General features: G+C 63.7%; 6 protein-coding genes. 2 read left to right on the top strand and 4 right to left on the bottom strand.

The window, feature by feature from the left end:
* Positions 1 to 313: 313 nt before the first annotated feature.
* The 4 genes from urtD to urtA all read right to left on the bottom strand — a co-directional run bounded on the left by urtD (position 314) and on the right by urtA (position 5,381).
* Positions 314 to 1,189, bottom strand: coding sequence for an urea ABC transporter ATP-binding protein UrtD (urtD, locus tag ACK41V_RS22810; protein ID WP_409785844.1), 876 nt, complete (start codon positions 1,187 to 1,189; stop codon positions 314 to 316).
* Positions 1,186 to 2,331, bottom strand: coding sequence for an urea ABC transporter permease subunit UrtC (gene urtC / locus ACK41V_RS22805; protein ID WP_409785842.1), 1,146 nt, complete (start codon positions 2,329 to 2,331; stop codon positions 1,186 to 1,188). Before urtC ends, urtD begins: the two co-directional genes overlap by 4 nt.
* 27 nt (positions 2,332 to 2,358) lie before the next feature.
* Entirely contained in the window at positions 2,359 to 3,939 is a 1,581-nt protein-coding gene (urtB, locus tag ACK41V_RS22800; RefSeq protein ID WP_409785841.1) for an urea ABC transporter permease subunit UrtB, read from the bottom strand.
* Positions 3,940 to 4,118: 179 nt separating this feature from the next.
* Positions 4,119 to 5,381, bottom strand: a complete 1,263-nt coding sequence (gene urtA / locus ACK41V_RS22795; RefSeq protein ID WP_409785839.1) for an urea ABC transporter substrate-binding protein — start codon at positions 5,379 to 5,381, stop codon at positions 4,119 to 4,121.
* Between the two features lie 359 nt (positions 5,382 to 5,740).
* On the opposite strand from urtA, the gene ACK41V_RS22790 reads away from it, so the two are divergent.
* On the top strand, positions 5,741 to 8,011 hold the full coding sequence (locus ACK41V_RS22790) for a molybdopterin cofactor-binding domain-containing protein (protein ID WP_409785838.1): 2,271 nt from the start codon (positions 5,741 to 5,743) through the stop codon (positions 8,009 to 8,011).
* A 19-nt stretch (positions 8,012 to 8,030) separates the two neighbouring features.
* Complete coding sequence (locus tag ACK41V_RS22785; protein WP_409785836.1) at positions 8,031 to 8,489, top strand: (2Fe-2S)-binding protein; 459 nt, start codon at positions 8,031 to 8,033, stop codon at positions 8,487 to 8,489.
* The last annotated feature ends 118 nt before the right edge of the window (positions 8,490 to 8,607 follow it).

Here is an 8,607-nt window from a genome sequence, read left to right as displayed (position 1 = left end):
GCGCAGTGAGTACCACGGCGCACCCCGCAACCGTCCCGACGCAGGTCGCCCCTTCGCTCCGCGAAGGGGTCGCAGACTGGGGGTCGCCCTTTCTTTGGTGACTTTCTTTCGGCGACGCGAAAGAAAGTTACTCGCACGCCGGGCGACCCCCGGCCTCCGCCCTCAACGCGAGCATGCTTTCCCGAAGAGCACGCCCCAGCGTCGACAAGCTCAGCCCGAACGGCCTGGGGACAAACACACCCAGGCTTCGACAAGCTCAGCCCGAACGGATGAAATTCAGTTGCAAGGTCACAGAGCAAAGAGCGAGCAACCATCACCGCCCCAAATAAACCTCAATCACCCGCTCATCCGCCTGCACCTGATCCAACGTCCCCTGCGCCAAAACCGACCCATCACACAACACCGTAACAATCTCCGAAATGGTGCGAATGAACCCCATGTCATGCTCCACCACCATCAGCGAATGCTTGCCCTTGAGCGTCAAAAACAGCTCCGCAGTCCGCGCAGTTTCCTCATCCGTCATCCCCGCCACAGGCTCATCGAGCAACAGCAACTTCGGATCCTGCATCAACAGCATCCCAATCTCCAACCACTGCTTTTGCCCATGGCTCAGGTTCCCCGCCATGCGCGTCACGCTGTCCGCCAGATGAATGGTGTGCAGGATCTCCGCCAACCGGTCTGACTGCGCAGAATCCAACCGGAAGAACATGCTCGACTTCACACCCTTGTGCGTCTTCAAAGCCAGTTCCAGGTTCTCAAAAACACTCAGTTGCTCGAACACCGTGGGCTTTTGAAACTTGCGTCCGATCCCCAGGCTCGCGATCTCCGGCTCGTTGTGGCGCAACAAATCGATGGTCGAACCAAAGTACACCGTGCCGCTGTCCGGCCGCGTCTTGCCGGTGATGATGTCCATCATCGTCGTCTTGCCCGCACCGTTGGGGCCGATGATGCAGCGCAGCTCGCCGGGGGCAATGTCCAGGCTCAGGTTGTTGATGGCCTTGAAGCCATCAAAGCTCACATTCACGTCTTCCAGGTACAGGATGCGGCCATGGGTGATGTCCACCTCGCCCGGCGTGGCGATGCGCGAGAAGCCTGCGGCACGGCCGCCGGATTCCGTCTGGCCCGTAGCCACAGGTGCCAGCTTGTCCTGAAAACGCCGCGCGCCTTCTTCCATCAGGTCGGGCGTCATTGCGCAGCTCCCTTCTTGCTTGTCTTGTCTTTTATTTTCTTCACCAGGCCCACCACACCATTGGGTAAAAACAGCGTGACGGCGATGAACAGCGCGCCCAGAAAATACAGCCAGAACTCCGGCGCCGTCACCGTGAGCCAGCTCTTGGCACCATTGACGATGAACGCGCCCACGATGGGACCGATCAGCGTGGCGCGGCCACCCACGGCGGCCCACACCGCGATCTCGATGGAGTTGGCGGCGCTCATCTCGCCGGGGTTGATGATGCCGACCTGGGGCACGTACAAGGCCCCTGCCACGCCGCACATCATGGCGCTGATGGTCCAGATGGTGAGCTTGTAGGGCAGCGGCGAGTAGCCCGAGAACATGACGCGTGTTTCAGCGTCGCGCACGGCCTGTAGCACGCGGCCGAACTTGCTGCGCACCAGCCAGCGCGCCAGCAGATAAAAGCCCAGCAGCGTCAAACCCGTCAGCACAAACAGCGTCATGCGCATGTTCTGCGTGGCAATGGGCGTGCCCAGAATGCGCTTGAAGTCGGTAAACCCGTTGTTGCCGCCAAAACCCGTTTCGTTGCGAAAGAACAGCAGCATGGCCGCGTACGTCATGGCCTGGGTGATGATGGAAAAGTACACGCCCTTGATGCGCGAGCGGAAAGCGAAGTAGCCGAACACAAACGCAATGACACCCGGCACCGCCACCACCAGAATCAGCGTGGCGGCAAAACTGTCGGACAGCATCCAGTGCCAGGGCAGCTCCTTCCAGTCAAGGAACACCATGAAGTCGGGCAGGTCGCTTTTGTAGTTGCCGTCGCGGCCAATCTGGCGCATGAGGTACATGCCCATCACATAGCCGCCCAGCGCAAAAAACAGCCCGTGGCCCAGGCTGAGGATGCCGGTGTAGCCCCAGATCAGGTCCATGGCCAGCGCGCAGATGGCGTAGCACATGATCTTGCCCAGCAGCGCCACGGCGTAGTCGCTCATGTGGAACGCGCTGCCCGCTGGCACCCACAGGTTGAGCACGGGCGCCACGGCGCACACCACAATGAGCGCCACAAAAAAGGCAGACCAGCCGCTGCGCGAAAGCAGGGGCGCCGGGGCGGGCAGCTGGATAGAGGCAGGGGTAGAAGAAGAAGGAGTAGTCATGGTGTGTCTGCTATCGCTGTCGGCCACTCAATCCGCTGTGCGGCCTTTGACCGCAAAGATGCCTTGGGGCCGCTTCTGGATGAAGATGATGATGAACACCAGCACCGCAATCTTGGCCAGCACCGCGCCCGCCCAGCCTTCCAGAAACTTGTTGAGCACACCCAGGCCCAGGGCCGCGTAAACAGTGCCTGCCAGCTGACCCACGCCGCCCAGCACCACCACCATGAACGCATCCACGATGTAGCTCTGGCCCAGGTCGGGGCCCACGTTGCCCACCTGGCTCAGTGCGCAACCGGCCAGGCCCGCAATGCCCGAGCCCAGCGCAAACGCCATGGTGTCGATGCGTGCGGTGTTCACGCCCATGCACGAGGCAATGGGGCGGTTTTGCGTGACGCCGCGCACGAACAGGCCCAGACGCGTGCGGCCAATCAGGTAGCCCATGCCCAGCAGCACGGCAATCGCAAAGCCGATGATCACCAAGCGGTTGTAGGGCAGCGTGAGGTTGGACAGCACCTGCACTCCGCCGCTCATCCACGCGGGGTTTTCCACGCCCACGTTCTGCGCGCCAAAAATCGTGCGCACAAGCTGCATCAGTACCAGGCTGATGCCCCAGGTGGCAAGCAGTGTCTCCAGCGGGCGGCCGTACAGAAAACGCAGCACGCTGCGCTCCAGCACCGCGCCGACAGCGGCGGATGCGCCAAACGCCAGTGGCAGCGCGGCCACCAGATACCAGTCAAACGCGCCTGGGAAATACTTTTGAAAAATGCCCTGCACCACGTAGGTCGCATAGGCGCCGATCATCATCAGCTCGCCATGGGCCATGTTGATGACGCCCATCAGGCCGTAGGTGATGGCCAGGCCCAGCGCCACCAGCAGCAGGATGGAGCCCAGGCTGATGCCCGAGAACGCGGCGCCCAGGCGCTCGCCCCAGGCCAGTTGTTCGTCAAGCCCCTTGAGGGCCGTTTGCAGTGCAGCTTTGACCTTGGGGTCTTCTTCTACCGTCACGCGCTCGTTGAGCAGCAGGCGCGTATCGGGCGTGGCGCTTTTCGACAAGGCCTCGGCTGCGGCGATGCGCTGTGCGGCGTCTTCGCTGCCCAGCAGTGTCGCGGCGCGGGCCAGTTCCAGCTGCACCTTGATGTTCTCGCGCGTTTCTTGCGCCAGGGCTTTGTCCAGCAGCGGCAGGCGACCCACGTCGGGCTCACGGGTCAACGCTTTGGCAGCGGCCATGCGCTTGGCTTCGTCTTTGCCAAACAGCGCCAAGCCCGCCAGGGCCGTGTCGATCTCGCCGCGCATGCGGTTGTTGTTGATGATGTCTTCGGCGTCCGCAGGCACTGCCACTTCGGCGCCGGTGGCGGGGTCCACACCTTTGTCATTGCGCACGATGAGCGCCTTGCCTGCCGCAACCTTGACCTCATCGGCGGCCAGCGCTTTCAGAAAATCTTCAATGCGGTCGCTGGGCTCCACCACGGCTTTCTGCAGGGCGGCTACGCGGTCGTCGGTGTCGCCTGCGGCCATGGCCAGGGCCTGCTCGGCGGTGAGTGCGTGCGCCTGCGCAGTTGCACACAACAGAACGCAGGCGATCAGTCGGGAAAAAATGGAGGAAAGCATGGAAGGGCCATTGAGTCAAGAAAAACGGCCAGCCTGTGCAGTGAGCGCAGCCCATGCCAGTGCCCCGCGCAAGGGCCGCCAAGCCGCGCATGCGGGGCTTCGCTTGCGTGCGCTGGGGGCGTCCCCCTCCCACGCGCAGCGTGAGAGAGGGGGAAGCGGCGCAGCCGCTCAGGGGGTGCTTACATCTTCGCGGGTTCGTCAGGCTTCTTGTCGTTGCCTTCGATGTACGGAGACCATGGCTTGGCCTTCACGGGGCCAGGTGTCTTCCACACCACGTTGAACTGGCCGTCGGCCTTGATCTCGCCGATGAACACGCTCTTGTGCAGGTGGTGGTTCTTTTCGTCCATCTTGCTCACGATGCCCGACGGTGCCTTGAAGGTCTGGCCGGCCATGGCGGCGATGACCTTGTCCACGTCCGTGCTCTTGGCCTTTTCCACCGCTTGCTTCCACATGTTGATGCCGATGTAGGTGGCTTCCATCGGGTCGTTGGTCAACGGCTTGTCCTTGTGGCCCGCGATGTTCTTGGCCTTGGCGTAATCGCCCCACTTTTTCATGAAGGCCGTGTTTTCGGGGCTCTTGATGGACTGGAAGTAGTTCCAGGCGGCCAAGTGGCCCACCAGAGGCTTGGTGTCCACGCCGCGCAGTTCTTCTTCACCCACGCTGAATGCGACGACTGGCACGTCCTTGGCCTTCAGGCCCGCGTTGCCCAGCTCTTTGTAGAAGGGCACGTTGGAGTCGCCGTTGATGGTGGAAACCACCGCCGTCTTGCCACCCTGGCTGAACTTCTTGATGTCGGCCACGATGGTCTGATAGTCAGAGTGGCCAAACGGGGTGTACTTCTCGTCAATATCGCTGTCCTTCACGCCCTTGGACTTGAGGTAGGCGCGCAGGATCTTGTTGGTGGTGCGGGGGTAGACGTAGTCGGTGCCCAGCAGCACCCAGCGCTTGGCAGAGCCGCCGTCCTTGCTCATCAGGTAGTCCACCGCAGGGATGGCCTGCTGGTTGGGCGCGGCGCCGGTGTAGAACACGTTCTTGGACAGCTCTTCACCTTCGTACTGCACGGGGTAGAACAGCAGGCCGTTCATTTCTTCGACCACCGGCAGCACCGATTTGCGCGACACCGAGGTCCAGCAGCCAAAGATGACCGAAACTTTGTCCTGACCCAGCAGCTGCTTGGTCTTTTCAGCGAACAGGGGCCAGTTGGAGGCTGGGTCCACCACCACGGGTTCGAGCTTCTTGCCCAGCACGCCGCCCTTGGCATTGATCTCGTCGATGGCCATCAGCACGGTGTCTTTCAACACGGTTTCAGAGATAGCCATAGTGCCCGACAGGCTGTGCAGGATGCCGACCTTGATGGTGTCCTGCGCGTGGGCTGGCAGCGCAGACAGGCCAGCGAGCGTAGCGACGGCCGCAAGGGCCTTGAGGGAATAACGACGTTGCATGTGTGCTTCTCCGGTGGTGGTTTCAATCAATCCAACAATCAAACCGCTTCGCTCGCCGGTCCCTTGCGGGGCCCTGGGTGATCGAGCGATGGAATGGATTCTGGAGAGCGGGGCCTGCTTGGGAAATACGCCGGGTGGCGTACACGGAGGTCCGGCTGCCCATACGCAGAGCTTGGGCACCTGCGTTGTGTCGGGTAGGCGAAACGCTATGCAATTAGTAGCTATTAGCGCTTGATATATAAGCGCTAGAGGCCAAAAACACTCAAAATCTGCTGCCCCACTCTGGTGGTGAAAAGCCCTCACGGATTTACGATGGGCAGCAACGACCCTCCCCCGCTCACCCCAAAAGGAATGAACCCATGGTGAAACGACGCACAGTGCTCCTCGGCGGCGCCGCAACGGCGGGCGCGCTGGTCATTGGCTGGGGCGTGATGCCGCCGCGCCAGCGCCTGCACCCGTCCGACCCGTTGCCGCAGACCAGCGGGCAGGCCGCGTTGAACGGCTGGGTCAAGGTGGGGGCCGACAACACCGTGACGGTGATGATGGCCAAGTCGGAAATGGGCCAGGGCGCGCACACGGGCCTGGCCGCCATCCTGGCCGAAGAGCTGGACGCTGACTGGGCGCAGGTGCGGGTCGAGATGACACCCATCGACGACATCTACAACAACCTGGCCACGGTGGTGGATGGCCTGCCGTTTCACCCCGACAACGATGGGTCGATGAAGGCCGTGGCGGGCTGGTTGACGGCCAAGACCATGCGCGAGGTGGGCGTGATGATGACGGGCGGATCGAGCAGCATCAAGGACCTGTGGCTGCCCATGCGCGAGGCTGGCGCCCATGCGCGCGCGATGCTCATCCGCGCCGCCGCCGCGCAGTGGGGCGTGCAGGCCACCGAGTGCACCGCCAACGCAGGCTGGGTGGAACACTCCGCGGGCCAACGCGCCACGTTTGGCGAGTTGGCGGCGCTGGCCGCGCAGCAGCCCATGCCGGGCAAGGTGACACTCAAAGAGCCCGCGCAGTTCAAGCTGATCGGCAAGCCCCTCACGCGCATCGAGGCGCCGTCCAAACTCGACGGCACGGCCGTGTTCGGCATCGACGCCAACCCGCCTGGGTTGCTGCACGCGAGCATCGTGATGTGCCCCACCCGCGGAGGCAAGGTGGCCCGCTTTGATGCAGCCGCGGCCCAGAAGCTGCCCGGCGTGAAACACGTGCTGGCCGTGGCGCCGTACCACGGCGGCACCGGCGGCGTGGCGGTGATTGCCGACACCCCCTGGCACGCCAAGAAGGCGGTCGCCGTCGTCACCGTGGAATGGGACCACGGCCCCGCCGCCACCTTGTCGAGCGACACCGTGATGGCGCGGCTGACCCAGGCGCTGGACGAAGCCAAGGGCTTTGGTTACCACAGCGCGGGCGATGTGGACGTCGCCATGCAGGGCGCGGCCAGCACCATCACCGCCGACTACCGCGCGCCCTACCTGGCCCACGCGGCGCTGGAGCCCATCAACTGCACCGTGTTGTTCAAGGACGGTGCCGCCACCGTGTGGACATCCACCCAGGTGCCGGGCCTGGCCCGCCGCGCGGCCGCCAAGGCGCTGGACATTGATGATGAAAAAGTGACCGTGCACCAGCTGCTGCTGGGTGGCGGATTTGGCCGCCGGCTGGAGGCCGACTACGTAGCCCAGGCCGCCGCCATTGCCAAGGTGGCGGGTGGCGCGCCGGTGCAGACGCTGTGGAGCCGCGAGCAGGACACACAACACGACTTCTACCGCCCCGCGTGTCTGGCACGCTTCAAGGCCGGGTTTGATGCACAGGGCCAGCTGGTGGCATGGCACAACGTGTCGGTCGGCCAGGCTATCGTGCCGCAGGTGCTGATCCGCACCTTTGGCCTGGCGGGCGCGGGGCCGGACAAAACCACCGCCGAAGGCGCGTTTGACCAGCCCTATGAATGGCCCCATGCCCGCGTCGCGCACGAGATCGTCGACCTGCCGCTGCCCGTGGGCTTTTGGCGATCGGTCGGGCATTCGCACCAGGCGTTCTTCAAAGAAAGTTTTGTGGACGAAGCCGCTGCGGCTGCCAAACAAGACCCCGTGGCCTTCCGGGCCGCACTGCTGCAAAAACACCCGCGCCATCTGAAGGTGCTGCAAAAGGCGGCCGAGCTGGCGGGCTGGGGCAAGCCACTGGCGCCGGGTGCAGCGGGCGAGCAGCGGGCGCGGGGCGTGGCGCTGCACCAGTCGTTTGGATCCATCGTGGCGCAGGTGGCCGAGGTGTCGGTGGGGGTGGACAAGGCCATTCGCGTGCACCGCGTGGTGTGCGTTGTCGACTGCGGTGCGGCCATCAACCCCAACCTGATCGCGCAGCAGATGGAAAGCGGCGTGGTGTTTGGGTTGACTGCGGCGCTTTATGGCGAGATCACGCTGAAAGATGGGCAAGTGCAGCAAAGCAATTTCCACGACGTGCCGCTGCAGCGCATGGCCGACTGCCCGCGGGTGGAAACCCACATCATCGACAGCGCCGAACCGCCCGAGGGCGTGGGCGAACCCGGCGTGCCGCCCATTGCGCCTGCGGTGGCCAATGCGCTGTTTGCCCTGACAGGGCAGCGCCTGCGCGCACTGCCCCTGAAACTGGCCTGAATCGATTCAAGGAACCACCATGTCCACCACCCTGCGCCTCAATGGCAAAGCCATCTCCGTCACCGCCGAGCCCGACACCCCGCTGCTGTGGGTGCTGCGCGGCGAGCTGCATTTGAACGGCACCAAGTTTGGTTGCGGCATGGCCCTGTGCGGCGCCTGCACGGTGCACCTGAACGGCGAGCCCGTGCGCGCATGCATCACGCCCCTGTCGGCCGTGGGCGATGCCGACGTGACCACCATCGAAGGCCTGCAAGGCCCCGAAGCCACCGCCCTGCGCACCGCGTGGACGGTGCTGGACGTGGCGCAGTGCGGCTACTGCCAGAGTGGGCAGCTCATGTCGGCCTGCGCGCTGCTGAAAAAAACACCCAAACCCAGCGATGCAGACATTGATGCCGCGATGGGCGGCAATGCGTGCCGGTGTGGGACGTATCCGAGGATTCGGGCGGCGATTCATCAGGCGGCTGAGGGGCGGGGTTGATTTTTTGTTTCGCTCGCTGATCTGAGCTGCATGCCTACTTGAAGGGCGGAGGCCGGGGTGTGCGCCCGGCGGCGCAGTAACTTTCTTTTGCTTCGCCAAAAGCAAGTCACCAAAGAAA

This window comes from Acidovorax sp., assembly GCF_046291265.1.
Lineage (GTDB): Bacteria > Pseudomonadota > Gammaproteobacteria > Burkholderiales > Burkholderiaceae_C > Acidovorax.
The sequence above is the reverse complement of the archived record's forward strand: the minus strand, read 5'-3'. Positions and strand labels throughout refer to the sequence as shown.

Bases quoted from the DNA above. Each gene is read 5' to 3' on its own strand.
- urtD (WP_409785844.1), bottom strand. From the start codon at position 1,189: ATGACGCCCGACCTGATGGAAGAAGGCGCGCGGCGTTTTCAGGACAAG.
- urtC (WP_409785842.1), bottom strand. From the start codon at position 2,331: ATGACTACTCCTTCTTCTTCTACCCCTGCCTCTATCCAGCTGCCCGCC.
- urtB (WP_409785841.1), bottom strand. From the start codon at position 3,939: ATGCTTTCCTCCATTTTTTCCCGACTGATCGCCTGCGTTCTGTTGTGT.
- urtA (WP_409785839.1), bottom strand. From the start codon at position 5,381: ATGCAACGTCGTTATTCCCTCAAGGCCCTTGCGGCCGTCGCTACGCTC.
- ACK41V_RS22790 (WP_409785838.1), top strand. From the start codon at position 5,741: ATGGTGAAACGACGCACAGTGCTCCTCGGCGGCGCCGCAACGGCGGGC.
- ACK41V_RS22785 (WP_409785836.1), top strand. From the start codon at position 8,031: ATGTCCACCACCCTGCGCCTCAATGGCAAAGCCATCTCCGTCACCGCC.